This is a genomic window from Pseudomonas sp. LBUM1662 (assembly GCF_059695915.1).
The window spans coordinates 2,106,786-2,131,023 of record NZ_CP166793.1 but is presented as its reverse complement, the minus strand read 5'-3'; the positions used below and the strand labels follow the sequence as shown (position 1 = coordinate 2,131,023).

At 59.8% G+C, this 24,238-nt stretch carries 20 protein-coding genes; 6 read left to right on the top strand and 14 right to left on the bottom strand.

The window, feature by feature from the left end:
- Positions 1–89 precede the first annotated feature (89 nt).
- From sigX to ppsA, 7 genes are all read right to left on the bottom strand, one after another.
- The gene (gene sigX / locus ACA049_RS09695; RefSeq protein ID WP_131062998.1) at positions 90–680 is read right to left on the bottom strand and encodes an RNA polymerase sigma factor SigX; all 591 of its coding nucleotides are present in this window, start codon (positions 678–680) and stop codon (positions 90–92) included.
- Between the two features lie 87 nt (positions 681–767).
- Entirely contained in the window at positions 768–1,592 is an 825-nt protein-coding gene (locus ACA049_RS09690; RefSeq protein WP_008027407.1) for a mechanosensitive ion channel family protein, read from the bottom strand.
- Positions 1,593–1,594: 2 nt separating this feature from the next.
- Positions 1,595–1,843: a hypothetical protein gene (locus ACA049_RS09685; RefSeq protein WP_007944521.1), complete on the bottom strand. Its 249-nt coding sequence runs from the start codon at positions 1,841–1,843 to the stop codon at positions 1,595–1,597.
- A 63-nt stretch (positions 1,844–1,906) separates the two neighbouring features.
- A complete protein-coding gene (gene cmaX, locus ACA049_RS09680; RefSeq protein WP_497334950.1) occupies positions 1,907–2,902 on the bottom strand; it encodes a divalent cation transporter CmaX in 996 nt (331 codons plus the stop codon).
- A gap of 26 nt (positions 2,903–2,928) precedes the next feature.
- The gene (rraA, locus tag ACA049_RS09675; protein ID WP_027922555.1) at positions 2,929–3,420 is read right to left on the bottom strand and encodes a ribonuclease E activity regulator RraA; all 492 of its coding nucleotides are present in this window, start codon (positions 3,418–3,420) and stop codon (positions 2,929–2,931) included.
- 121 nt (positions 3,421–3,541) lie between these two features.
- The gene (locus tag ACA049_RS09670; RefSeq protein ID WP_497334948.1) at positions 3,542–4,531 is read right to left on the bottom strand and encodes an alpha/beta fold hydrolase; all 990 of its coding nucleotides are present in this window, start codon (positions 4,529–4,531) and stop codon (positions 3,542–3,544) included.
- 91 nt (positions 4,532–4,622) lie between these two features.
- Complete coding sequence (gene ppsA / locus ACA049_RS09665; protein WP_497334946.1) at positions 4,623–6,998, bottom strand: phosphoenolpyruvate synthase; 2,376 nt, start codon at positions 6,996–6,998, stop codon at positions 4,623–4,625.
- Between the two features lie 174 nt (positions 6,999–7,172).
- Between ppsA and ppsR the strand changes: the two genes are divergently transcribed.
- Positions 7,173–7,991, top strand: coding sequence for a posphoenolpyruvate synthetase regulatory kinase/phosphorylase PpsR (gene ppsR, locus ACA049_RS09660; RefSeq protein WP_090181892.1), 819 nt, complete (start codon positions 7,173–7,175; stop codon positions 7,989–7,991).
- Positions 7,992–8,103: 112 nt separating this feature from the next.
- Here the strand turns inward: ppsR and ACA049_RS09655 are convergent, their stop codons facing one another.
- A complete protein-coding gene (locus tag ACA049_RS09655; protein ID WP_497334944.1) occupies positions 8,104–9,513 on the bottom strand; it encodes an aminotransferase-like domain-containing protein in 1,410 nt (469 codons plus the stop codon).
- 91 nt (positions 9,514–9,604) lie between these two features.
- Between ACA049_RS09655 and ACA049_RS09650 the strand changes: the two genes are divergently transcribed.
- Complete coding sequence (locus ACA049_RS09650; RefSeq protein ID WP_497334942.1) at positions 9,605–10,537, top strand: DMT family transporter; 933 nt, start codon at positions 9,605–9,607, stop codon at positions 10,535–10,537.
- 139 nt (positions 10,538–10,676) lie between these two features.
- On the opposite strand, the gene prpD is transcribed toward ACA049_RS09650, so the two are convergent.
- The 6 genes from prpD to ACA049_RS09620 form a co-directional block, all read right to left on the bottom strand.
- Positions 10,677–12,161 (bottom strand): 2-methylcitrate dehydratase, encoded by a 1,485-nt coding sequence (prpD, locus tag ACA049_RS09645; RefSeq protein WP_497334940.1) that lies wholly within the window; start codon positions 12,159–12,161, stop codon positions 10,677–10,679.
- Positions 12,162–12,332: 171 nt separating this feature from the next.
- Complete coding sequence (prpF, locus tag ACA049_RS09640; RefSeq protein WP_497334938.1) at positions 12,333–13,523, bottom strand: 2-methylaconitate cis-trans isomerase PrpF; 1,191 nt, start codon at positions 13,521–13,523, stop codon at positions 12,333–12,335.
- 52 nt (positions 13,524–13,575) lie between these two features.
- Positions 13,576–16,170, bottom strand: coding sequence for a Fe/S-dependent 2-methylisocitrate dehydratase AcnD (gene acnD / locus ACA049_RS09635; RefSeq protein ID WP_497334936.1), 2,595 nt, complete (start codon positions 16,168–16,170; stop codon positions 13,576–13,578).
- Positions 16,171–16,373: 203 nt separating this feature from the next.
- Positions 16,374–17,501 (bottom strand): bifunctional 2-methylcitrate synthase/citrate synthase, encoded by a 1,128-nt coding sequence (prpC, locus tag ACA049_RS09630; protein ID WP_497334934.1) that lies wholly within the window; start codon positions 17,499–17,501, stop codon positions 16,374–16,376.
- Positions 17,502–17,640: 139 nt separating this feature from the next.
- On the bottom strand, positions 17,641–18,531 hold the full coding sequence (gene prpB / locus ACA049_RS09625) for a methylisocitrate lyase (protein ID WP_008146328.1): 891 nt from the start codon (positions 18,529–18,531) through the stop codon (positions 17,641–17,643).
- Positions 18,528–19,247, bottom strand: a complete 720-nt coding sequence (locus ACA049_RS09620; RefSeq protein WP_178082343.1) for a GntR family transcriptional regulator — start codon at positions 19,245–19,247, stop codon at positions 18,528–18,530. Before ACA049_RS09620 ends, prpB begins: the two co-directional genes overlap by 4 nt.
- Positions 19,248–19,549: 302 nt before the next feature.
- Here ACA049_RS09620 and rloA point away from each other — a divergent pair, with 302 nt between their 5' ends.
- From rloA to pabB, 4 genes are all read left to right on the top strand, one after another.
- Complete coding sequence (rloA, locus tag ACA049_RS09615) at positions 19,550–20,086, top strand: retropepsin-like aspartic peptidase RloA (protein WP_438660844.1); 537 nt, start codon at positions 19,550–19,552, stop codon at positions 20,084–20,086.
- Between the two features lie 5 nt (positions 20,087–20,091).
- The gene (rloB, locus tag ACA049_RS09610) at positions 20,092–21,627 is read left to right on the top strand and encodes an osmotic stress tolerance membrane protein RloB (RefSeq protein WP_497334932.1); all 1,536 of its coding nucleotides are present in this window, start codon (positions 20,092–20,094) and stop codon (positions 21,625–21,627) included.
- Positions 21,627–22,613, top strand: a complete 987-nt coding sequence (locus ACA049_RS09605; RefSeq protein WP_497334930.1) for an alpha-L-glutamate ligase-like protein — start codon at positions 21,627–21,629, stop codon at positions 22,611–22,613. Before rloB ends, ACA049_RS09605 begins: the two co-directional genes overlap by 1 nt.
- A 239-nt stretch (positions 22,614–22,852) precedes the next feature.
- Positions 22,853–24,190 carry an aminodeoxychorismate synthase component I gene (gene pabB / locus ACA049_RS09600; protein WP_497334928.1) on the top strand — a complete coding sequence of 446 codons (1,338 nt, stop codon included), beginning with the start codon at positions 22,853–22,855 and terminating at the stop codon, positions 24,188–24,190.
- The last annotated feature ends 48 nt before the right edge of the window (positions 24,191–24,238 follow it).

Genomic DNA, 24,238 nt, shown 5'->3' with positions numbered 1-24,238 from the left:
GTGATTGTGAAGCAGTCCCGCAAACCGGGGGACAACTCGGCGGCAAGTCTATCAGAACTTGCCTACACGTAAGAGATATTTGCGCCGAACTAAGTTTCAGCAATGCCTGCAAATTTCTCACGCAATTTATCTAGAGCACGTTTGTACCGCATTTTTGTCGCACTCAAGCCCATATGCATGATGTCTGCGATCTCCTGAAACTCCAGCTCTGCGACAAATCGTAGCACCAGAATTTCACGGTCAATCGGGTTCACATACACCAGCCAGCGATCAAGTCCACCCTTATCCTCGGGTTTCGGCATCTTTTCTTCAGATGCTTCCTCGAGGGGGTCCAGACTCAAAGCGTCCATCAAGCGACGCTTTCGCCGTTCTTTCCGATACTGTGTGATGCATTCGTTGTACGTGATGCTGTACAGCCACGTCTTGAACTTCGATTTCCCCTCGAAGTTCTTCAGGCCATACAGCACCTTCAACATCACTTCCTGACAGACATCGTCCGCGTCGCGATCGTTCCCCAGATATCGTGCGCAGACGTTAAATAATGTTCGTTGGTAACGCCGCATCAGTTCTTCATAGGCGCGCGTTACGTGAAACAGCTCGGTATGCGAGCGCGCGACCAACTCCTCATCAGAGAGCTCGCGGGGGTCGTAGCGCGTGGAGAGCGATTGAGCTTTATTCAAAACAAGTCGGGCCGACAGTCAGGTCAATGTCCGCCGCAGCCCTTACAGGGCACTTTGCGGCGGCATACATTAGCAGGGTTTGCCGGATTAGCGGCTACTCACATGCTGTTCCAGCAGGATCCGATTGGAGAGAGAGACTAGCTCACCCTCATCGGTCAGCAATGTGGTTTTAACCGTGCCGATCTCTTCGATCTGACCTTCGACCTCGCCAACACGCACTTGTTGCCCAACCTGATACAACTCACGCACATAGATTCCCGCAAGAATCTGACCGGCAATTTCCCGGCTTCCCAACCCCATGGCCAGCGCAACTGCCAGACCAACGGTAATCAAAACGATCACAATCACGTGGTTGAGCAGGTCAGTCTTGACCTCCAACTGGCTGATCGCGACCGAAATACTGATGATGATCACCAGGCCCTGGGCAATACGCCCCAGACCTGCGGCGTAATCCAGCCCCACGCCCTCTGCTGCTCCACGCACCAGCCCATTGGCCAGTTGCGCCAGCAAAACACCCACCAGCAGCACCAGCGCGGCGCCAAATACTTTCGGCAAATACAGCGCAAGCATGTCCAGCGTAGCCGAAACTCGCTCAAGTCCAAGGGATTCTGCGGCAGAAACCAGAAAAATCAGCAGAACGAACCAATAGACAATCTTGCCAATCAAGGTCGAGATCGGCACCTGGAGGCCGGCCCGGGACAGTAATTTAGTCAGACCGGTGCCACCCATCAGGCGATCAAGGCCCAGCTTGGCGAGCAACTTGGACAACAAAGTGTCCAAAAGTTTCGCAACGACGAAACCCAACAGCAGCACAACCAGTGCGCCGAACAGGTTCGGAATGAAATTTGCCACCTTTGTCCATAACGCAGTCATTGCAGTGACGAGGCTCTGAGTCCAGAGGTCGAGTTCCATATTCAATCAGCCTTATCAGCGGTGCGAACGGTAGGTTTACGGTGACGGGATACCGGCGAGACGTGGGCCGAGCCGTTATTGAGGGCAATCATCAGCGCGGGCAGCCAGCGGCCCAGCAGGCTGAACAGATCACCGGCGCCGACCTGGCGGTTGGCGGTTTTCAGGACACGCCCAAGGCACGCATCGTCGTCTCGGGTGGACGGCGAAGCGTTCAGCATGTCGCGCAAAGACTGTTCAAACGGATCGTGCATACGCACCTCTCGTGATGTCTGTGAAAGACGCGGTCAAATTTGCCCGGGTCACATGAGTCATCGTCACACCCAGCGCAAACGTCGAAATAACCACCACTGCCCGAGCGCCACCGAGACCATCATCAGGCACGCGATCAGGAAGCCATAAGGGCTCGCCGAGAACGGAATGCCACCGACGTTGATACCCAGAAGTCCGGTCAGAAAACTCATCGGCAAAAAGATTCCGGTGATGATCCCGAAGCGGTACATCGTGCGGTTCATGCGCACGCTCAAACGCCTGTCTTCGGCCTCGAGGACCAGCCCCACCCGCTCCCGGGTCAATTCCAGCTCCTCGAGATAACGGGTCAGGCTGTTGTTCAATTCGTTCCAGTAATCGCCATCGTCTTCGACAAACCACGGCAGTTTGATCCGCGTCAGCTGTCCAAAAATTTCCCGCTGCGGAGCAAGGAAACGCTTCAGTGCAGCAGCCCGGCGACGGATCTGCAAAATGGATCCGTGCTCGGGTGTATACCGTTCGTCGGCATCCAGTTTTTCTTCTTCCTCATCGACGACTTCCGAGAGGCAACTGACCAGATCCTGCACCTTGTTGGTGAGGTACTGAGCCATATAAAGGATGAGTTCGGAGGCGGTTTTCGGCCCTTTGCCTTCGCCGAGCTGCACCAGCAACTCATCGGTGGCGCGCAATGGACGCAAACGCAGGGAAATGACCCGTTGGGCGGAGGCGAAAATGCGCACCGAGACCATGTCTTCCGGTTCTGCGCCCGGGTTCAGGTTGACCCCACGCAGAAACAGCAGCAGTTCGGAGTCCGGCAGCGGCAGAAGACGCGGCCGGGTGTTCTCTTCAAGCAGCAGGTCACAGCTGAATTCACTCAAACCGCTGGATTTACGCAGCCAGGTCTGGGTTTGCGGGTGACTGCGATCCCAGTGCAGCCACAGGCTTTCATGGGCCTGCAGCTGCAAGTCATCGAGTTCAGTCCGGGCTATCGAACGCGCACCGCCTTTACCATCCAGCACCAGGGCATGCACCAGCCCCCACTGCGCGTTGTCTTCCTCGAACATCCTCACCCCTTTGTTGATTCGCGACTTTATTCAGGCATCTTCAGCGGGCTTGGCGAGATGATCACGCCGTTGTTGTCCGCATAGATGTAATGGCCCGGATGGAAGGTCACGCCTGCAAAGGTCACCGCCACGTTGAGATCGCCGATTCCGCGCTTGTCGGTCTTCATCGGGTGGCTGGCCAGGGCCTGAACCCCCAGGTCGGTCTGCGCGATGACGTCGACGTCACGGATGCAACCATAGATCACCAGCCCTTCCCAACCGTTCTTCGCGGCTTTCTCGGCGATCATGTCGCCCAGCAGCGCACGACGCAGGGAACCGCCACCATCGACCACCAGCACCTTGCCATTGCCCTTGAGCTCGGCTTGTTCCTTGACCAGCGAGTTGTCTTCGAAACACTTGATGGTCACGATTTCGCCGCCGAATGAGTCACGGCCGCCGAAATTGCTGAACATCGGTTCCAGCACCTGCACCAGCTCCGGATAGGCGTCGCACAGGTCGGGCGTGAGGTAATGGTTCATCGAGAAACTCCTGTAAAGAGGAAGACAATCGAGTGTGTCGCAAAGTGACCGGAACAGCACAATGCGTCATATCTTAGCCTCAAGCCGAACAGAGCGAAATGCCCTTGTCAGAGCATCAGGCTCAGATTGCCGCGGCCAAATCCGGCTTTTCTCCCAGCAAAGGCGTTTGCTGATCCACCAGCCAACGCGCCACCAACGGCCAGACTTCGGCTTGAGCGGCTTTGCTGACGAGCATTTCCACGTGGCCAAAATTATCGCCAAAGCCCTGCTCGCGGCCAAGGTTGATGAATTGCTTGTGTTCGGAGCCGACCTGATCGAACAGCTTGCGGCACGCCCACGCCGGATCCTGATGATCGCCGGCGGCACTCACGGCCAGCACCGGCAATTGAACCCCGGCCAAGCCCGCCCACCAATCCTTGTCGGCATCGCCGAAACGCCCGAACAGGCCATACCAGCGCATGCTTTCCAGGGCCAGGCCAATCGGCTCGTCCTCCGGACCGCGCTTGAGCCGTGAACCGGACAGCTGGGCAAAACGCTTGAGAATGAAGCGCCCGCTCCACTCCACCGGTGGAATCTTCAACGGCCAGTAGGTGCGACTGACTTGCGTACCGAAGAACGCCGCAGACGCAACGACAGGCTCGCCGATGTATTCCCCACCCAGTGCCGCCGCCAGCGTGATGCCACCCAGCGAGTGACCGATCCAGTGCGGGACCTGGCCGCTCTGCTCACGCACGAATGCGCCAATGGCCGGCAGATCGTAACGGGCATAGTCGCTGACGCGGTTCTTGCGGTAGTCCTGGTTGCGCTGGGACAGGCCGTGGCCACGCATCTCCGGAATCCAGACATCGAAGCCCAGGCGCGTCAGGTAGGCGCCCAGCCCCAGCCCTTTCGGCGAGAACCAGAACCGGCGATTGGAAAAGCTGCCGTGCAACAGGATCACCGGCACGCCACCGTGCGCGGGCTCGTCCGCCATGCCCAAACGGGTCACAGCCAACTCCACAGTGCCATCAGGACTGTTGCCGGGTTTCAAACGATAGACATCTTCGCTCAGATCGCCGCGCCGCTCGGCGCTGATCAGGGCGACAGGAAATAGGTTGCTGCTGCTTTGCATAATGCTCTTGCACAAAAAAGGGCGGCTTCCAGAGGAGCCCGCCCTACTTGAATCTTAAAGCCTCGGCCACATGACCGAGGCTTCATTCACATCAAGCCGATGCTTGACCTTCAGCCAGGAAGAACCAGGTTTCCAGTACGGAATCGGGGTTCAGCGAAACGCTTTCGATGCCCTGCTCCATCAGCCATTTGGCCAGGTCCGGGTGGTCCGAAGGGCCCTGACCGCAAATGCCGATGTATTTGCCGGCCTTGTTGCACGCGGCAATGGCGTTGGCCAGCAGCTTCTTGACCGCCGGATTACGCTCGTCGAACAGGTGAGCGATGATCCCGGAGTCACGGTCCAGGCCCAGCGTCAGCTGAGTCAGGTCGTTGGAGCCGATGGAGAAGCCGTCGAAGAACTCGAGGAACTCTTCAGCGAGGATCGCGTTGGACGGCAGTTCGCACATCATGATGATGCGCAGACCGTTCTCGCCGCGGGCCAGGCCATTTTCGGCCAACAGATCGATCACCTGGCTCGCTTCGCCAAGGGTACGGACGAACGGCACCATGATTTCAACGTTGGTCAGGCCCATCTCGTTGCGCACGCGTTTGATCGCGCGGCATTCGAGTTCGAAGCAGTCACGGAACGCTTCGCTGATGTAACGCGAGGCGCCGCGGAAGCCCAGCATCGGGTTTTCTTCTTCCGGTTCGTAGAGTTTGCCGCCGATCAGGTTCGCGTATTCGTTGGACTTGAAGTCCGACAGACGCACGATGACCTTTTTCGGGGTGAACGCAGCGGCCAGGGTGCTGATGCCTTCGACCAGCTTCTCGACATAGAAACCGACCGGATCGTTGTAACCGGCGATGCGCTTGTCGACGCTGTCCTTGATGTCCTGCGGCAGGCCGTCGTAGTTCAACAGCGCTTTGGGGTGAACACCGATCATGCGGTTGATGATGAATTCCAGACGGGCCAGGCCCACACCGGCGTTCGGCAGTTGCGCGAAGTCGAAGGCGCGGTCCGGGTTGCCGACGTTCATCATGATCTTGAACGGCAGATCAGGCATGGCGTCCACGGAGTTTTTCTTGATGTCGAAGCCCAGTTCGCCTTCGAAGATGTAGCCGGTGTCGCCTTCAGCGCAGGAAACAGTCACGCCCTGGCCATCTTTCAACAGCTGGGTGGCGTTGCCGCAACCGACCACGGCCGGGATACCCAGTTCGCGAGCGATGATCGCCGCGTGGCAGGTACGACCGCCACGGTTGGTGACGATGGCGCTGGCGCGTTTCATGACCGGTTCCCAGTCCGGGTCGGTCATGTCGGAGACCAGTACGTCGCCTGGCTGGACCTTGTCCATCTCGGACACGTCCTTGATGATGCGGACCTTGCCGGCGCCGATGCGCTGGCCGATGGCGCGACCTTCAACCAGCACGGTGCCGGTTTCTTTCAACAGGTAGCGTTCCATGACGTTGGCCGAGGTGCGGCTCTTCACGGTTTCAGGGCGGGCCTGAACGATGTAGAGCTTGCCGTCGTCGCCGTCTTTGGCCCATTCGATGTCCATCGGGCACTTGTAGTGCTTCTCGATGATCATCGCTTGCTTGGCCAGCTCGCTGACTTCGGCGTCGGTCAGGCAGAAACGGGCGCGATCAGCCTTGTCGACGTCGATGGTCTTGACCGATTTACCGGCCGTGGCGACTTCGCCGTAGATCATCTTGATGGCCTTGCTGCCCAGGTTGCGACGCAGGATGGCCGGACGACCGGCAGCCAGCGTGCCTTTGTGGACATAGAACTCATCCGGGTTCACCGCGCCTTGTACGACGGTTTCACCCAGGCCGTAGGCGCCGGTGATAAACACCACGTCACGGAAGCCCGATTCGGTATCGAGGGTGAACATCACGCCGGCGGTGCCGGTTTCGGAGCGGACCATGCGTTGCACGCCAGCCGACAGGGCCACCAGCTTGTGGTCGAAGCCCTGGTGGACGCGGTAGGAAATCGCGCGGTCGTTGAACAGGGAGGCGAACACCTCTTTGGCGGCGCGAATGACGTTTTCGACACCACGGATGTTCAGGAAAGTTTCTTGCTGACCGGCGAAGGAAGCGTCCGGCAGGTCTTCGGCGGTAGCGGAAGAGCGCACGGCCACGGCCATGTCAGGGTTGCCGGCCGACAGCGTGGCGAACGCGGTGCGGATCTCGGCGTTGAGCTTCTCGGGGAATTCGGCTTCCATGATCCATTGACGGATCTGGGCGCCGGTCTTGGCCAGGGCGTTGACATCGTCGACGTCCAGGGCGTCGAGGGCGGCATGGATCTGATCGTTCAGGCCGCTCAGTTCCAGAAAATCACGATAAGCCTGAGCTGTCGTGGCGAAGCCACCGGGCACCGATACACCGGCACCTGCGAGGTTACTGATCATCTCGCCCAGGGATGCGTTCTTGCCCCCTACGTGCTCTACATCATGGACGCCGAGCTTATCGAGGGAAACTACGTACTCTACCAAGGTGATCTCTCCACTAACTGTGTTGGAAAAGCTCAGAAGCCGGCGGCTCGGGGGAGCGTTTACCGGCTGTATGGCCTGGACCTGGAAAATAAGTGAGAATGCGGGCCACTGGCGGCCGGCAAATCGCGCCTATCATATCCAGAAATCTTCACTAGCTTAAGGCCCAAGGTGCAAATGAAACGATCTGCTTTCTTTATTTCCGACGGCACCGGCATCACAGCCGAAACCCTCGGCCAAAGCCTCCTGGCGCAGTTCGAAAACATTACCTTCAGCAAATTCACGCGTCCGTACATCGACAACGTGGATAAAGCGCGGGCCATGGTACAACAAATCAACAAAGCCGCCGAAACCGACGGCTTCCGGCCGATCATCTTTGACACCATCGTCAATCAGGACATCCGTGAGATCCTCGCTACGTCCAATGGTTTCATGATCGACATTTTCTCGACCTTCCTGGCGCCGCTTGAACAGGAACTGACCGAGCATTCTTCCTACACCGTCGGCAAGTCCCACTCCATTGGCACCAACTCCAATTACATGGAGCGCATCGAGGCGGTGAACTTCGCCCTCGACAACGACGACGGTGCGCGCACGCATTATTACGACAAGGCGGACCTGATCCTAGTGGGCGTGTCGCGTTGTGGTAAGACGCCGACGTGCCTGTACATGGCCATGCAATTCGGCATCCGCGCGGCCAACTACCCGCTGACCGAAGACGACATGGAACGCCTGCAACTGCCCGCCGCCCTGCGCGCCCATCAGCACAAGCTGTTCGGCCTGACCATCGACCCGGACCGCCTCACCGCGATCCGCAACGAGCGCAAGCCCAACAGCCGCTATTCGAGCTACGCCCAATGCGAGTTCGAGGTGCGCGAGGTGGAGAACCTGTTCCGCCGGGAGAACATCCCGAACATCAATTCCACGCATTTTTCGGTGGAAGAGATTTCGGCGAAGATCCTTGTGGAGAAAGGGGTTGAGCGGCGGTTCAAGTAGTTATTGCGCGATAGTTACACCGCCTTCGCGAGCAAGCCCGCTCCCACATTCGACCGAGTCGTGACAGAGGAACACGGTCAAATGTGGGAGCGGGCTTGCTCGCGAAGAACGATCACGCGGTCTCCCTCAACGCCCCCACCAACGCTTCAAACCCTTCCATCAACAACCGATCATCCCCCGCCGAATTACACACACTCGCCCGAATGAACTGCGGCACCGCCCCATGCCCGACCGCAAACGCCTCCGCGGTGGCCACCAGATAATTATTCTGCTTGAGCTCCGCCGCAATTTGCGACGCTCGCCACGGCTCGGGCACTTCGATCCAGAAGTGTGGGCTATGGGGATGAGTCTTGTATCCGACCTCTTCTAACACTGCGCTGACCAACTGCTTGCGGCGGCTGATTTCGACAATCTGCTGCCCCAGCAACTGCTCGGCGATACCGTTTTCGATCCACGCCGTCGCCAGCTCCATCGACAGCGGACTCGCCATCCAGCACGTCCCGCGAACCGCGGCGCTCAAACGTCCGATCAACGGTTGCGGTGCATGCAGATAACCCGCCCGCAAGCCTGCCGAGACCGCTTTGCTCAAGCTGCCGATCAACACCGAGCGCTCCGGGGCAAAGTGGCTCAAGGGTAACGGACGCTGCTGAGCCAGCACGGCATGGGCTTCGTCCTCGATGATCAGCAGATTGTGCTGGCGACAGACCTCGGCGACGGCCTCGCGCCGTGGGACCGACATCACCGCCGCCGTAGGATTCTGGATGGTCGGCGTGCAATACACCGCTGACACCCGATGATGCTGGCAAACGTCCGACAGCGCGTCGGGCAGCAATCCTTCGTCATCCATCCCGACGCCGATCAGCTTTATGCCGAGCATGCGGGCGACGCTGATCAGCCCGGGGTAAGTCAACTGCTCCGTCACCAGTGTGTCGCCGGGCCTGAGCAGCGCCATCAACACGCAGAGCAAGCCGTGCTGGCCGCCATTGACGCAAATGACCTGCTCGGCGCTCGGCACGAATGCCTGATGCCGCAGCCAATGGGCGCCTGCCGCACGGTGGCGCGGTAATCCGCCATCGGTCGTATAACCGCTGATGGTCTGCAAGGTGTGAGGGTCACTGGCCAAGGCCTGCAGGCTCTGACTCAGAAAAGCGGCTTCCTGCCCCGGAATCGGCTGATTCCGACTCATATCGAAGAACGGCTGTGGCTCGTCGCTGACATTGCGAAAGCCGGAATCGCGCGGTCGTTCCATCCCGCGCTGACGCACATAGGTGCCATCTCCTACACGAGCCACGACCAACCCTACCCGCTCCAGTTCTCCATACGCACGGCTGATGGTGCCGATGGTCACGCCCAGGCTGTCCGCCAATAAACGATGGGGCGGCAGCTTGCTGCCGGGCTCGATCAAGCCTTCGCCGATGCTTTTTTCCAGCGCCTCGGCCAGACGTTTGTACTTCACGCCGCGCCCATGACTCAGGCCCTCGCGCAGGATTGACACCGTGGCAATACTTACTTTGACAGTCATTTACATCCCGAATAGCGTGCTTAAAACAGGTTCAATCAGGGATAGACCTATTTCTTAATCAGGTCAATTTCGACGGCGAAGGAGCACGATCATGTCAACGGCCCTCAGCGCCTCTTCACGCATCCGAAAGCCCTGGCTCGCCGGACTGGTCACCAGCGTGCTGTTCCTGATCGTGTGCCTGAGTTGGGGCACCACGTGGCTGGGGATCAAGATCGCCGTCGAAAGCGTGCCGCCGCTGACCGCCGCAGGGCTGCGTTTTCTGATCGCCTTTCCGCTGTTTTTAAGCTTCGCCCTGCTGCGCCGCGAGCCGCTGCTGTTTCCACGACAAAGTCGCTGGTTTTTCGTGTTCGTCACGTTGTCGTATTTCAGCCTGCCGTATTACTTGCTCAACTACGGCGAGATGCACGTCTCATCTGGCCTGACTGCACTGCTGTTCAGTTGCATGCCGGTGTTCATCCTGATGTTTTCCGCCGTGTTTCTGCGGGAGAAAATTCACCCCTCGCAAGTGATCGGAATCGCCATCGGTTTTGGCAGTCTGTTCATGATTATCCGCAGCCAGGGTCTACACCTGGATCAGGCCGAATTCTTCGGAGTGCTGGCGATTCTGGCGGCGGCGCTCATGCATGCGCTGTGTTACGTGATCACCAAGAAGCAAGGCAGTGCAATCAGCGTGATTACCTACAACACGCTGCCCATCGGCCTGGCCGGTTTGATGCTGTTTGTGGCGGGGTTGAGCGTTGAAACCCCGGTGTTCGATGACATCACTGCCCGTTCTTGGGGAGCCTTGCTGTATCTGGGATGGGTGGCTTCGGTGGGTGGATTTATCGTTTACTTTTTGCTCCTCAAACGCCTGAGCCCGATCATTTTGTCGTTCGTGTTTATTATTTTTCCGGTGTTCGCGGTGGTGATTGGTGCGTGGTACGAAGGGCAAGCCTTGTCCCGAGAACTGGTGATGTATTCGGCGATTTTGCTGACGGGTTTTGCCATCACCAAACTACCCGTCGAGAAATGGATCAAGGGCTGAACACGCTCTTGTAGGAGCTGTCGAGTGAAACGAGGCTGCGATCTTTTGATCTTGCTTGTAAAAAACAAAGTCAAAAGATCGCAGCCTCGTTTCACTCGACAGCTCCTACAGGGTTTGCATGTCCAATCGGGTGTGCCGGTCAGATCACGAACAGGTCGACGAAGCGGTTGACGGGCGTTGCTTCCAGCGCAGCCTGATCCTTGCACAGCTCAAAAATCTCGGCGCTGCGCTGCGCGGTGAAGCGCGTTGCCAGGTTGGCCTTGAACTTGTCTTCCAGCAGCGGAATGCCATCGACACGGCGACGACGGTGGCCGATCGGGTACTCGACCACCACGTTCTCGGTGCTGGAGCCGTCCTTGAAAAACACCTGGATCGCGTTGGCGATGGAGCGCTTGTCGGCTTCCAGGTATTCGCGGGTGAAGCGCGGCTCTTCGACGATGACCATTTTTTCCCGCAGCACGTCGATGATCGGGTGCGCCGCATGGAAGTCGTCTTCGTATTGTTCGGCCACCAGGTTGCCGAACGCCAGCGGCACGGCGGTCATGTACTGAATGCAATGATCGCGATCTGCAGCATTGGCCAACGGGCCGACTTTGGAAATGATGCGGATTGCCGATTCGTGAGTGGTGATGACGATTTTGTCGATCTCATGCAGACGATTCCTGACCTGTGGATGCAGGGTCACTGCCGCTTCACAGGCGGTTTGCGCGTGGAATTCGGCGGGAAAGCTGATTTTGAACAGCACGTTTTCCATCACATACGTGCCGTAGGTGCGAGAGAAGCTGAACGCGCGCCTGTCTTCCGGCTTGAGCGCCAGATCGTTGTTGGTGTGGCTGAACAACACGTCGTAGAAGCCCCACTGCTTGGCCGTCAGCACGCCGGGGATGCCCATCTCGCCGCGCATCGCAATGTCCGCCAGGCGCACGCCACGGCTGGACGCATCGCCGGCTGCCCAGGACTTGCGCGACCCGGCATTTGGCGCATGCCGATACGTGCGCAGCGCCTGACCGTCGGCGAAGGCGTGGGATAGCGCTGACAGCAGTTGCTCGCGATTGGCGCCCATGAGTTTGGCGGTGACGGCGGTCGAGGCGACTTTCACCAGAATGACGTGATCAAGGCCTACACGGTTGAAGGAGTTTTCCAGCGCGATCACGCCTTGAATCTCGTGGGCCATGATCATCGCTTCGAGCACTGTGCGAACGGTCAGCGGCGCATCGCCATTGGCCAGGCGCTTTTGCGACAGGTGGTCGGCCACCGCGAGAATCCCGCCGAGGTTATCGGACGGATGGCCCCATTCGGCGGCGAGCCAGGTGTCGTTGTAATCGAGCCAGCGCACGATGCAGCCGATGTCCCAGGCCGCTTTGACGGGATCGAGACGGAAACTGGTGCCGGGAACCCGCGCGCCGAACGGAACGACGGTGCCTTCGACGATGGGACCGAGGTGTTTGGTGCATTCGGGAAAGCGCAGGGCCAGCAGGCCGCAGCCGAGTGTGTCGATCAGGCAGTTGCGGGCGGTGTCCAGCGCTTCTTTGGAGTCGATTGTGAAGTCGAGGACGTAATCGGCAATGTCCTGCAGGACGGTGTCGTAGTCGGGGCGGTTGTTAAGGTCGACGTTGGCGCTCATGTTCGATTCACTCTTGAAGTGGTTCGTTGATGGGACCTCGGTTCAGGGCAATCTCAGTGGGTTACAGATTCTTATTGTTGAAATAGGTCCTGTAGGAGCCAGGCTTGCCGGCGAAGGCGATCTTGAGGTCGCCTTCGCCGGCAGCCTGGCTCCTACAGGGGATAGGTGTCGTTAGAAAGAATCACCCGGCACGCGGACGTAACCCTCCATCAACACCCGCGCACTGCGGCTCATGATGGCTTTGTTCACGGTCCACTCACCGTTCACCTGGCTGGCCTCGGCGCCCACGCGCAACGTGCCGGACGGGTGTCCGAAGCGCACGGCGTTGCGTTCGATACCGCCCGCCGCGAGGTTGACCAACGTCCCGGAAATCGCTGCGGCAGTGCCGATGGCAACCGCCGCCGTGCCCATCATCGCGTGGTGCAATTTGCCCATCGACAGCGCGCGTACCAGCAGGTCGACATCGCCCGCCGCGACGGTTTTTCCGCTGGACGACACGTAGTCCGCCGGCTTGGCCACGAAGGCTACCTTCGGCGTGTGCTGACGCTTGGCCGCTTCGTCCAGGTCCTTGATCAAACCCATGCGCAACGCGCCATACGCGCGGATGGTCTCGAACATCAGCAAGGCTTTCGGGTCGCCATTGATCGCGCCCTGCAACTCGGTGCCGGTGTAACCGATGTCTTCGGCATTGACGAAAATCGTCGGGATGCCGGCATTGATCATGGTCGCCTTGAAGGTGCCGACGCCGGGCACTTCAAGTTCATCCACCAGATTGCCGGTGGGGAACATCGAACCACCACCGCCCTCTTCTTCCGCCGCCGGGTCCATGAATTCGACCTGCACTTCGGCAGCCGGAAAGGTCACACCGTCGAGTTCGAAATCACCGGTCTCTTGCACTTCACCGTTGGTGATCGGCACGTGGGCGATGATGGTTTTGCCGATGTTGGCCTGCCATACGCGCACCACGGCGATGCCGTTCTGCGGAATGCGGCTGGCGTCCACCAGACCGTTGCTGATGGCGAACGAACCGACGGCGGCCGACAGGTTGCCGCAGTTGCCGCTCCAGTCCACGAATGGCTTGTCGATGGAGACCTGACCGAACAGGTAGTCGACGTCGTGATCGGCCTTGATGCTTTTCGACAGGATCACGGTTTTGCTGGTGCTGGACGTCGCGCCGCCCATGCCGTCGATTTGCTTGTCGTACGGGTCGGGGCTGCCGATCACGCGCAGCAACAAGGCATCGCGTGCGGGGCCGGGAATCTGTGCCGCTTCGGGCAGGTCTTTCAGGCTGAAGAACACGCCTTTGCTGGTGCCGCCGCGCATGTAGGTGGCGGGGATTTTGATTTGAGGTACGTGAGCCATGTCATTCCTCTATGGGCCACAGGGGATTGGAAATCCCCTGTGGCCTTGCGTGTTAAACGGCGACGGCCGATTCCAGGAAGTCCTGCGCGAAGCGCTGCAACACGCCACCGGCCTCGTAGATCGACACTTCTTCGGCGGTGTCGAGGCGGCAAGTCACCGGCACTTCGACGCGTTCGCCGTTCTTGCGGTTGATCACCAGCGTCAGCTCGGCGCGCGGCGTACGCTCACCGATCACGTCATAGGTTTCGCTGCCGTCGATGGCCAATGTGTGACGATCAGTGCCCGGCAGGAACTCCAGCGGCAACACGCCCATGCCCACCAGGTTGGTGCGGTGGATACGCTCGAAACCTTCCGCGGCAATCGCTTCCACACCCGCCAGACGCACACCCTTGGCCGCCCAGTCGCGGGACGAACCCTGACCATAGTCGGCGCCGGCAATGATGATCAGCGGCTGCTTGCGTTCCATGTAGGTTTCGATGGCTTCCCACATACGCATGACCTGGCCTTCCGGCTCGACGCGAGCCAGCGAACCCTGTTTGACCTTGCCGTTTTCCTGGACCATTTCGTTGAACAGTTTCGGGTTGGCAAAGGTGGCGCGCTGGGCGGTCAAGTGGTCACCGCGATGGGTCGCGTAAGAGTTGAAGTCCTCTTCCGGCAGACCCATTTTCGCCAGGTATTCGCCGGCGGCGCTGTCGAGCATGATCGCGTTCGACGGCGACAGGTGATCGGTGGTGATGTTGTCCGGCAGCACCGCCAGCGGGCGCATGCCCTTGAGCGGACGGGCGCCGGCCAGTGCGCCTTCCCAGTACGGCGGACGGCGGATGTAGGTGCTCATCTCGCGCCAGTCGTACAGCGGCGTGACTTTCGGGCCGGTGTCTTCGTGGATGGCGAACATCGGAATGTAGACCTGACGGAACTGCTCCGGCTTGACCGACGCTTTAACCACTGCGTCGATTTCTTCGTCGCTCGGCCAGATGTCTTTGAGGCGGATTTCCTTGCCGTCGGCATCGAGGCCCAGCACGTCTTTCTCGATGTCAAAACGGATGGTCCCGGCGATGGCGTAAGCGACCACCAGTGGCGGCGAAGCCAGGAATGCGTTTTTGGCGTACGGGTGAATCCGGCCGTCGAAGTTGCGGTTACCGGAGAGCACGGCGGTGGCGTACAGGTCGCGGTCGATGATCTCTTGCTGGATCACCGGGTCCAGCGCGCCGGACATGCCGTTGCAGGTTGTGCAGGCAAAGGCCACGACGCCGAATCCGAGTTGCTCGAGTTCGTCGGTCAGGCCCGCTTCGTCAAGGTACAGCGCCACGGTTTTCGAACCCGGAGCCAGGGACGATTTGACCCACGGCTTGCGGGTCAACCCGAGCTTGTTGGCGTTGCGCGCCAGCAGGCCGGCGGCGATCACGTTGCGCGGGTTGCTGGTGTTGGTGCAGCTGGTGATAGCGGCGATGATCACCGCGCCATCCGGCATCTGGCCTGGAACGTCGTCCCACTGCCCGGAGATGCCTTTGGCGGCTAGGTCCGATACCGCCACACGGGCGTGCGGGTTGCTCGGGCCGGCCATGTTGCGCACCACCGAAGACAGGTTGAAGGTCAAGCCGCGCTCGTATTGCGCATTCTTCAGGCTGTCAGCCCAGAGGCCGGTGGTCTTGGCATAGTTCTCGACCAACTGCACTTGCTCGTCTTCACGGCCGGTGAGTTTGAGGTAGTCGATGGTCTGCTGGTCGATGTAGAACATCGCGGCAGTGGCGCCGTATTCCGGGGCCATGTTGGAGATGGTGGCGCGGTCGCCGAGGGTCAGCGCGGCAGCGCCTTCGCCGAAGAACTCCAGCCATGCGCCGACGACTTTTTGCTGACGCAGGAACTCGGTCAGCGCCAGCACCATGTCGGTGGCGGTGATGCCCGGTTGCAGCTTGCCGGTCAGTTCAACACCGACGCTTTCCGGCAGACGCATCCACGACGCGCGGCCAAGCATCACGCTTTCAGCTTCCAGGCCACCGACACCGATGGCGATCACGCCCAGCGCATCGACGTGCGGGGTGTGGCTGTCGGTGCCGACGCAGGTGTCGGGGAACGCCACGCCGTCGCGCACCTGGATCACCGGAGACATTTTCTCCAGGTTGATCTGGTGCATGATCCCGTTGCCCGGTGGAATCACATCAACGTTCTTGAAGGCTTTTTTGGTCCAGTTGATGAAGTGGAAACGGTCTTCGTTACGACGGTCTTCGATGGCGCGGTTCTTCTCGAACGCTTCCGGATCGAAGCCACCGCGCTCGACGGCCAGGGAGTGGTCGACGATCAATTGCGTCGGCACTACCGGGTTCACTTGCGCCGGGTCACCACCTTGCAGGGCGATGGCGTCACGCAGGCCGGCGAGGTCGACCAAAGCGGTCTGGCCGAGGATGTCGTGGCAGACAACGCGGGCCGGGAACCACGGAAAATCGAGGTCGCGCTTGCGCTCGATGAATTGCTTCAGGGATTCAGTGAGCGTGGCCGGGTCGCAGCGACGCACCAGGTTTTCCGCCAGCACGCGGGAGGTGTACGGCAGAGTGTCGTAGGCGCCAGGCTGGATGGCTTCGACAGCCGCACGGACGTCGAAGTAATCCAGATGGCTGCCGGGCAGCGGTTTGCGGAATTCAGTGTTCATCGTCAGGACTCGGTCACGGTGATTTCAAAGGGTGGGGCCTGTCGCCGATGCTGAAATGAACTCGGTCAAATGTGGGAGCGGGCTTGCTCGCGAATGCGGTGTATCAGTCGACATCAATGTTGAATGTCAGTCCGTCTTCGCGAGCAAGCCCGCTCCCACAGTGGTTCTCGGTTCATTCAGCAACCGGTGACGGTGCCCACCGGTCAGCGTTGTTCGATTGGCACGAACTTGCGCTGTTCGACGCCGACGTACTCGGCGCTCGGGCGGATGATGCGGTTGTTGGCACGTTGTTCGAACACGTGCGCTGCCCAGCCGGTCAGGCGCGAGCAGACGAAGATCGGTGTGAACAACTTGGTCGGAATGCCCATGAAGTGGTACGTCGACGCATGGTAGAAGTCGGCGTTCGGGAACAGTTTTTTCTGCTCCCACATGGTCTTGTCGATGGCTTCGGAAACCGGGAACAACACGGTGTCGCCCACTTCGTCAGCGAGTTTTTTCGACCAGCCCTTGATCACTTCATTGCGCGGATCGTTGTCCTTATAGATCGCGTGGCCGAAGCCCATGATCTTGTCCTTGCGCTCGAGCATGCCGAGGGTGCCTTTGATCGCCTCTTCCGGCGAGCTGAAGCGCTCGATCATTTCCATCGCCGCTTCGTTGGCGCCACCGTGCAGCGGACCGCGCAACGAACCGATGGCCGCCGTCACGCAGGAATACATATCCGACAGTGTCGAGGCGCAAACGCGTGCGGTGAAGGTCGAAGCGTTGAACTCGTGTTCCGCGTAGAGGATCAGCGACACGTTCATCACTTTGACGTGCAGCTCGCTTGGCTTCTTGCCGTGCAGCAGGTGCAGGAAGTGGCCACCGATGGATTGCTCGTCGCTCACGCATTCGATGCGCTTGCCCTCGTGGCTGAAGCGATACCAGTAGGTCATGATCGCCGGGAACGCGGCCAGCAGGCGGTCGGTCACGTCGTGCTGTTCGGAGAAGTCTTTCTCCGGTTCGATGTTGCCCAGGAACGAGCAACCGGTGCGCATCACGTCCATCGGATGGGCGTCGGCGGGGATGCGTTCCAACACTTCTTTGAGTGCTTGCGGCAGGTCGCGCAGCTTGCCCAGTTTGCTGATGTAAGCGGCGAGTTGCGCCTTGGTCGGAAGTTCGCCGTAAAGCAGCAGGTAAGCGACTTCTTCGAATTGCGCGTCAGCCGCCAGTTCGCGAACGTCGTAGCCGCGATAGGTCAGGCCTGCGCCCGACTGGCCCACGGTGGACAGAGCGGTTTGCCCGGCAACCTGGCCACGGAGCCCGGCGCCACTGAGTACTTTTGCTTCGGCCATTGCTGTCTCCAGTTTTTCTTGAATTTGTCAGGGAAACTTGTAGGAGCGATGCTTGCTCGCGAAGACGGACTGACATTCAACGTTAATGTCATCTGATACACCGCTTTCGCGAGCAAGCTTCGCTCCTACAGGGCTTTCGTTACTTCTTCGCGGCAAACAACGCATCGAGCTTCTGCTCGAAGGTGTGGTAGTCGATGCGATCGTAAAGCTCCATGCGGGTTTGCATGGTGTCGATGACGTTCTGTTGCGTGCCGTCGCGGCGGATTGCGGTGTAGACGTTTTCCGCGGCCTTGTTCATGGCGCGGAAGGCCGACAGCGGATACAGCACCAGCGACACGTCGGCAGCGGCGAGTTGCTCGGTGGTGTACAGCGGGGTCGCGCCGAATTCAGTGATGTTGGCCAGGATCGGCGCTTTCACGCGGCTGGCGAACAGCTTGTACATGTCCAGTTCAGTGATGGCTTCCGGGAAAATCATGTCGGCGCCGGCCTCGATGCACGCCGCGGCGCGATCCAGTGCGGATTCCAGACCTTCCACCGCCAGCGCATCGGTGCGGGCCATGATCACGAAGCTGTCATCGGTGCGCGCATCGACGGCCGCCTTGATCCGGTCGACCATTTCCTGCAGCGACACGATCTCTTTATTCGGACGGTGACCGCAGCGCTTGGCGCCAACCTGGTCTTCGATGTGAATCGCCGCCGCGCCGAACTTGATCATCGACTTGACGGTGCGCGCGACGTTGAACGCCGACGAACCAAAACCGGTGTCCACGTCCACCAGCAGCGGCAGGTCGCACACGTCGGTGATGCGACGCACGTCAGTCAGCACGTCATCCAGGCCGGTGATGCCCAGGTCCGGCACACCGAGGGAGCCGGCAGCCACGCCGCCACCCGACAGGTAAATAGCCTTGAAGCCGGCGCGTTTGGCCAGCAGCGCGTGGTTGGCGTTGATCGCGCCGACCACCTGCAAAGGATGCTCGCTGGCGACCGCGTCGCGGAAACGCTGGCCTGGAGTGCTCTTGTTGGAACTCATGACTCACCTCGTTCAGTGGCTGTCTGGTTAGCGCCGTCCTGGTAGTGACGGGCGATATTGCGTTTGGAGGCGCCGATGTGACGGCGCATCAACAACTCGGCTAGCTCACCGTCACGGTCGGCGATGGCGTCGAGAATTCGGTGGTGCTCGGCAAAGGCCTGGTGCGGGCGATTGGGTGTGGTGGAAAACTGGATGCGGTACATGCGCACCAGTTGATAGAGCTCGCCGCAGAGCATTTGCGTGAGGGTGCGGTTGCCGCTGCCCTGGATGATCCGGTAATGGAAGTCGAAATCGCCTTCCTGCTGGTAGTAGCCAACGCCTGCCTGAAACGCCTCATCGCGCTCGTGGGTTTCGAGGACCCGGCGCAGTTCGTCGATTTCTTCGACGGTCATGCGCTCGGCTGCCAGGCGACAGGCCATGCCTTCAAGGGATTCGCGAATCTCGTAGAGTTCCAGCAGCTCGGCATGGCTCAGGGAAACCACTCGCGCCCCGACGTGCGGCACACGAACCAGCAGACGCTGGCCTTCCAGACGGTGGATCGCCTCGCGCAGCGGTCCGCGGCTGATGCCATAGGTGCGCGCCAGTTCCGGCTCGGAAATCTTGCTGCCCGGGGCGATCTCGCCTTTGACGATGGCCGCCTGAATACGGCGGAAGACGTTTTCGGACAGTGTCTCCGAATCGTCTTGCGTGATCACCGGGGGATCGAGTTGATCCAGCATATTGTCGACACCTTGAAAGCCAATGCCGCAAAAACTAGCGAAAACAGGCGCAACAGTCAAAGGATAAATAGGTATTGTCGACAATCGTCTAATAACCGGCTGCACCACAACGAAGCAGCCCCTCTGTTTATAGCCGCCCGCCAGCGGTGGCGCCATAAACCCACCGTGCTAGAATGCCGCCCGCATTTGTTTGTGACATCTGCACGGCTTGTCATAAATAGTTGATAGGCATACGAGGGAGCTTGCGCAGCGATGCCAGGGCCTTGAATCGAAGTACGGACCGCTGCGCACCAGGATTTATGAGACTCAAGCCCTTCCCCACCTTCCTTTATCTTCTTTGCCTGCCCGGTTTCGCCGCGGCGGGGGAAAAGACCGTGTACGGCCTCAACGAGTACGCTTCCCTGAATGGCATCGACCTCGAAGTCGCCGCCAAACTCGACACCGGGGCGAAAACAGCGTCCTTGAGTGCCCGCGACATCAAACGCTTCAAACGCAATGGCGAATCCTGGGTGCGCTTCTATCTGGCCATCGACGCCGCCCATTCGCACCCTATCGAACGGCCACTGGCCCGCGTCAGCAAGATCAAGCGTCGTGCCGGTGACTACGACCCGGATGAAGGCAAGAAGTACACCGCCCGTCCGGTGATCGAGCTGGACATCTGCATGGGTTCGGCTTTACGCAGCATCGAAGTGAACTTGACTGACCGAAGTGCCTTCCAATATCCGCTCTTGATCGGCTCCGAAGCACTGAAACGCTTCGACGCGCTGGTCGACCCCAGTCTTAAATACGCTGCTGGCAAACCCGCCTGCGCCACCGACGCACATACCGCAGAGTAATTCCAATGCGCTCTCTTACCCTCCATCTGAAACTGCTGATCGCCATCCTGGTGGTGCTGGGCATTTCAGTTACGGCCTATCAGATTTTCGTGCTCGGCATTCCCGTGACCGAAGACGCCACCGACGACTTGTGGAACATCGACGCCAAGGTCGAGTTCGTCGCCAGTGCCAAAGACCCGGTCAAGATCCAGATGTTCGTGCCGCCGCTGAGCCGCGATTACGTCAGCCTCAACGAGAGTTTCATTTCCAATAACTACGGCGTGGCCGTGAACCGCGTCGACGGCAACCGCAAGGTTACCTGGTCGGCGCGTCGGGCCAAGGGCAATCAGACCCTTTATTACCGTCTGGTGTTGACCAAGCGCTACACCGGCGAAAAATCCAAGGTCAAGGGCCCGACCTTCCGCGACAGCATCGCCGTCGAAGGCGCGGAAAAAGTCGCCGCCGAAGCCCTGCTCGCGCCGATCCGCCAACACTCGGCCGACGTTGAAACCTTCATCGGCGAAGCCATCAAGCGTGTCAACAATCTCAACGACGACAACGTGAAGCTGTTGCTGGGCGGCGATCCATCCCCTGGGCACAAGGCAAAAATCGTCGAACTGGTGCTGTCCATCGCCCACGTACCGGTGGAAAAGGTCCACACCATCCGCCTGGTGGCCGACCAACCGCAGATTCCTGAACTGTGGCTGCGCAGCTTCAACGGCACCGACTGGCTGTACTTCAACCCGGAAACCGGCGAACAGGGCCTGCCGACCGACCGCCTGCTGTGGTGGACCGGCGACGAAAACCTGATCACCGTCGACGGCGGCAAGAAAGCCAACGTGACGTTCAGCCTGAACAACAGCGAAATGAACGCGATTCGCCTGGCCAAGCTGACCGACGAAAATACCGACGCCAACTTCCTCGAATACTCGCTGTACGGTTTGCCGCTGCAAACCCAGCAGACCTTCATGATCATGGTGATGATCCCGATCGGCGTGCTGGTGATCCTGATCCTGCGCAACCTGATCGGCTTGCAGACCCTCGGCACCTTTACCCCGGTGCTGATCGCCCTCGCCTTCCGCGAAACCCAACTCGGCTTCGGCATCGTGCTGTTTACGATCATCACGGCGCTGGGGCTGTCGCTGCGCTCCTACCTTGAACACTTGAAGTTGCAGATGCTGCCGAGGCTGTCGGTGGTGCTGACCTTTGTGGTGGTGCTGATCGCAGCGATCAGCCTGTTCAGCCATAAACTCGGGCTGGAACGCGGGCTGTCGGTGGCGCTGTTCCCGATGGTGATTCTGACCATGACCATCGAACGCCTGTCGATCACCTGGGAAGAACGCGGTTCCGGGCACGCCATGAAAGTGGCCATCGGCACACTCTTCGCCGCCTCCCTGGCGCACCTGATCATGAGCGTGCCGGAGCTGGTGTACTTCGTGTTCACCTTCCCGGCGATCCTGCTGATCCTGGTGGGCTTCATGCTGGCGATGGGTCGTTATCGCGGTTACCGCCTGACCGAACTGGTGCGCTTCAAGGCTTTCCTGAAGAAGGCTGACGCCTGATGTTCGGCTTCTGGAAGACCTGGAAGGCCCTGGAAGCCCGGGGCATCATGGGGATCAATCGGCGTAACGCCGACTACGTGCTCAAGTACAACAAGCGCAGCCTGTACCCGATTGTCGATGACAAGATCATCACCAAGGAACGCGCGATTGCCGCCGGCATTCATGTGCCGGAACTGTACGGGGTGATCTCCACCGAAAAGGAAATCGATAACCTCGACAAGATCATCGGCGGGCGCACCGACTTCGTGATCAAACCGGCCCAGGGCGCGGGCGGCGACGGCATCATTGTGGTGGCCGACCGTTTCGAGGGCCGCTATCGCACGGTGTCCGGCAAGATCATCAGCCATGAGGAAATCGAGCACCATGTCTCCAGCATCCTCACCGGCCTGTATTCCCTGGGGGGTCACCGCGACCGCGCGTTGATCGAATACCGCGTGATCCCGGACCAGATCTTCAAAAGCATCAGCTACGAAGGCGTCCCGGACATTCGCATCATCGTGTTGATGGGCTACCCGGTGATGGCGATGCTGCGCTTGCCGACGCGTCAGTCCGGCGGCAAGGCCAACCTGCACCAGGGCGCCATCGGCGTCGGCGTCGACCTCGCGACCGGGCAGACATTGCGCGGCACCTGGCTGAACAACATCATCACCAAACACCCGGACACCACCAACGCGGTGGACGGCGTGCAACTGCCCTACTGGGACGGTTTCATGAAACTCGCTGCCGGCTGTTATGAGCTCTGTGGCCTGGGCTACATCGGTGTCGACATGGTGCTCGACCAGGAAAAGGGCCCGCTGATCCTTGAACTCAATGCCCGGCCTGGTTTGAATATCCAGATTGCCAACGATTGCGGCCTGACGCTGCGCACCCATGCGGTTGAAGCGCGGCTGGAAGAATTGAAGGCTCGCGGGATTGTTGAGACGGTTCAGGAGCGGGTTGAGTTTGTTCAGGAGATGTTTGGGCATATTCCTGCGGTTGAGGGCTGATCTGGAACCGAGTCGCTGCCTTCGCGGGCAAGCCTCGCTCCTACAGATTTAGCGTCGTTCACATTTTCGGCGAACGGCACAAACCCGTAGGAGCGAGGCTTGCCCGCGAAGACTGACTAATAGTCACCAAACCTCGCAACCCTGTCCCCAATCTACCAATCCCCGACATCCCCTCTAGGAGCAAATCCTGCAGAGGACTACAATCGCCACCCCGCCTCGATGGCTGATCTGCCCCGCCCATGTTGACCTGTTCCGTACACCCGCTGCCCTATCGCGCCAACCCCGCCGAGTACTTCGCGGCGATTCGTCATGCCCCCGGCGCCGTGCTGCTCGACAGCGGCCGGCCCACTGCTGATCGCGGGCGTTATGACCTGCTCAGCGCCTGGCCGCTGGAGCAATTGGCGGTGTTGCCGGACGAGAGCGGTAGCCATTTCCTGCAGCGCCTTCGCGACAATCTGAAACGACTTGGTAAAGCGGCCGTTCCCGATGAGCTGCCGTTCGCCGGTGGCCTGATCGGTTATCTGAGTTATGACTTCGGCCGGCATCTGGAGCAGCTGCCGAGCCAGGCGCAGGACGATCTGCAATTACCCGATGCACGTTTCGGCCTGTATGACTGGGCATTGATCAGCGACCACCACTTGGCAACCAGTCAACTGGTGTTCCACCCGACACTGATCGACAGCGAGCGCCAACGCTTGATCGCCTTGTTCAGTCAGCCCGCAGTTGAACCGATCGAGTCGTTCAAACTGAAAGCGCCGATGAAGGCCGACCTGAGCGCAGATGAATATCGCCACGCCCTGGAACGTATTCAGCAATACATTCAGGCCGGCGACTGCTACCAGGTCAACTTCGCCCAGCGTTTCCGCGCTCAGTGCCACGGCGATCCGTGGGCCGCCTACGTCGCGCTGCGTGCTGCGTGCCCGACACCGTTTTCCGGTTTCCAGAACCTGCCCGACGGCGGTGCTGTGTTGAGCCTGTCGCCTGAGCGTTTCGTCAAAGTCAGCGAACGTCATGTGGAAACCCGCCCGATCAAAGGCACCCGCCCCCGCGGCCTGACCGCTGCCGAAGACGCCGCGAACGCCGCCGAGCTGCTGGCCAGCCCCAAGGACCGCGCGGAAAACCTGATGATCGTTGATCTGCTGCGCAACGACCTGGGCCGCACCTGCCGCATCGGCTCCGTACGAGTGCCGGAGTTGTTCAGCCTGGAAAGCTATCCGAATGTGCATCACCTGGTGAGCAGCGTGACCGGCGAGCTGGCGGATGACCGCGATGCGCTGGACCTGATCGCCGGCAGTTTCCCGGGTGGCTCGATTACCGGCGCACCAAAGATTCGGGCCATGCAGATTATTGATGAGCTGGAACCGACCCGGCGTGGGCTGTATTGCGGTTCGTTGCTGTACCTGGATGTGCGCGGTGAGATGGACAGCTCCATCGCCATTCGCAGCTTGCTGGTCAAGGATGGGCAGGTGTGTTGCTGGGGTGGTGGCGGGATTGTTGCGGACTCGGAGTGGCAGGCCGAGTATCAGGAGTCGATTACCAAGGTGAAGGTCCTGCTCGATACGTTGCAGAACCTTTAAGAGCTTCGCGGGCAAGCCTCGCTCCTACGGTTTTTTGGGTGTTCGCCG

Coding starts and splice junctions, on each gene's coding strand:
- ACA049_RS09690 (WP_008027407.1), bottom strand. CDS start 1,592: ATGGAACTCGACCTCTGGACTCAGAGCCTCGTCACTGCAATGACTGCG.
- ACA049_RS09685 (WP_007944521.1), bottom strand. CDS start 1,843: ATGCACGATCCGTTTGAACAGTCTTTGCGCGACATGCTGAACGCTTCG.
- cmaX (WP_497334950.1), bottom strand. CDS start 2,902: ATGTTCGAGGAAGACAACGCGCAGTGGGGGCTGGTGCATGCCCTGGTG.
- rraA (WP_027922555.1), bottom strand. CDS start 3,420: ATGAACCATTACCTCACGCCCGACCTGTGCGACGCCTATCCGGAGCTG.
- ACA049_RS09670 (WP_497334948.1), bottom strand. CDS start 4,531: ATGCAAAGCAGCAGCAACCTATTTCCTGTCGCCCTGATCAGCGCCGAG.
- ppsR (WP_090181892.1), top strand. CDS start 7,173: ATGAAACGATCTGCTTTCTTTATTTCCGACGGCACCGGCATCACAGCC.
- ACA049_RS09655 (WP_497334944.1), bottom strand. CDS start 9,513: ATGACTGTCAAAGTAAGTATTGCCACGGTGTCAATCCTGCGCGAGGGC.
- ACA049_RS09650 (WP_497334942.1), top strand. CDS start 9,605: ATGTCAACGGCCCTCAGCGCCTCTTCACGCATCCGAAAGCCCTGGCTC.
- prpD (WP_497334940.1), bottom strand. CDS start 12,161: ATGAGCGCCAACGTCGACCTTAACAACCGCCCCGACTACGACACCGTC.
- prpF (WP_497334938.1), bottom strand. CDS start 13,523: ATGGCTCACGTACCTCAAATCAAAATCCCCGCCACCTACATGCGCGGC.
- acnD (WP_497334936.1), bottom strand. CDS start 16,170: ATGAACACTGAATTCCGCAAACCGCTGCCCGGCAGCCATCTGGATTAC.
- prpC (WP_497334934.1), bottom strand. CDS start 17,501: ATGGCCGAAGCAAAAGTACTCAGTGGCGCCGGGCTCCGTGGCCAGGTT.
- prpB (WP_008146328.1), bottom strand. CDS start 18,531: ATGAGTTCCAACAAGAGCACTCCAGGCCAGCGTTTCCGCGACGCGGTC.
- rloA (WP_438660844.1), top strand. CDS start 19,550: ATGAGACTCAAGCCCTTCCCCACCTTCCTTTATCTTCTTTGCCTGCCC.
- rloB (WP_497334932.1), top strand. CDS start 20,092: ATGCGCTCTCTTACCCTCCATCTGAAACTGCTGATCGCCATCCTGGTG.
- ACA049_RS09605 (WP_497334930.1), top strand. CDS start 21,627: ATGTTCGGCTTCTGGAAGACCTGGAAGGCCCTGGAAGCCCGGGGCATC.
- pabB (WP_497334928.1), top strand. CDS start 22,853: ATGTTGACCTGTTCCGTACACCCGCTGCCCTATCGCGCCAACCCCGCC.